1 protein-coding gene is annotated in these 784 nt (G+C 46.3%); it reads right to left on the bottom strand.

Going from position 1 to position 784, the window contains the following annotated elements; genetic code table 11:
- Positions 1–784 (bottom strand): Ig-like domain-containing protein (locus tag EYY60_RS00070; RefSeq protein WP_449404166.1); only part of this gene is annotated, 784 nt, incomplete at both ends.

Below are 784 nucleotides of genomic sequence, written 5' to 3'. Positions count from 1 at the left end.
CAATGCCTGAGTCGATGGAATTGCATTCCCTCCTGTCATGGCATCATACCAAACAATATTTGTTTCATTGAACTGGACGCTGGCAAAAGTTGGAGCATTGATCAGACAGAAGTTTTGTGCGCCTGCATTTACCAATGTCGGAGTGCCAGGATCGTTTACATTTATTGTTACGCTCAATCTTGTTGCGCTCTCGCAGCCTGTTGCCGGATCGCTGATTGAAGCATAATAAGTGCCGCTCGCCAATGCCTGAGTCGATGGAATTGCATTCCCTCCTGTCATGGCATCATACCAAACAATATTTGTTTCGTTGAATTGAACGCTCGCAAATGTCGGAGCATTTACCAAGCAGAAGTTTTGAGTTCCGGCATTTACCAATGTCGGTGTTCCCGGATCATTTACATTTATTGTTACGCTCAGTCTTGTCGCGCTCTCGCAGCCTGTTGCAGGATCACTGATTGCAGCGTAATAAGTGCCATTTGCCAAGGCTTGAGTTGATGGAATTGCATTCCCTCCCGTCATGGCATCGTACCAAACAATGTTGGTTTCATTGAACTGAACACTTGCGAATGTCGGAGCACTTACCAAACAGAAGTTCTGTGTTCCCGCATTTACCAATGTCGGAGTGCCTGGATCGTTTACGTTTATTACAACTGCCAATCTTGTCGCGCTCTCGCAGCCTGTTGCAGGATCGCTGATTGCAGCATAATAAGTGCCGCTTGCCAATGCCTGAGTCGATGGAATTGCATTCCCTCCTGTCATGGCATCATACCAAACAATATTTGTT

The sequence above is a fragment of the Flavobacterium zhairuonense genome, assembly GCF_004352915.1.
Lineage (GTDB): Bacteria > Bacteroidota > Bacteroidia > Flavobacteriales > Flavobacteriaceae > Flavobacterium > Flavobacterium zhairuonense.
The sequence above is the reverse complement of the archived record's forward strand: the minus strand, read 5'-3'. Positions and strand labels throughout refer to the sequence as shown.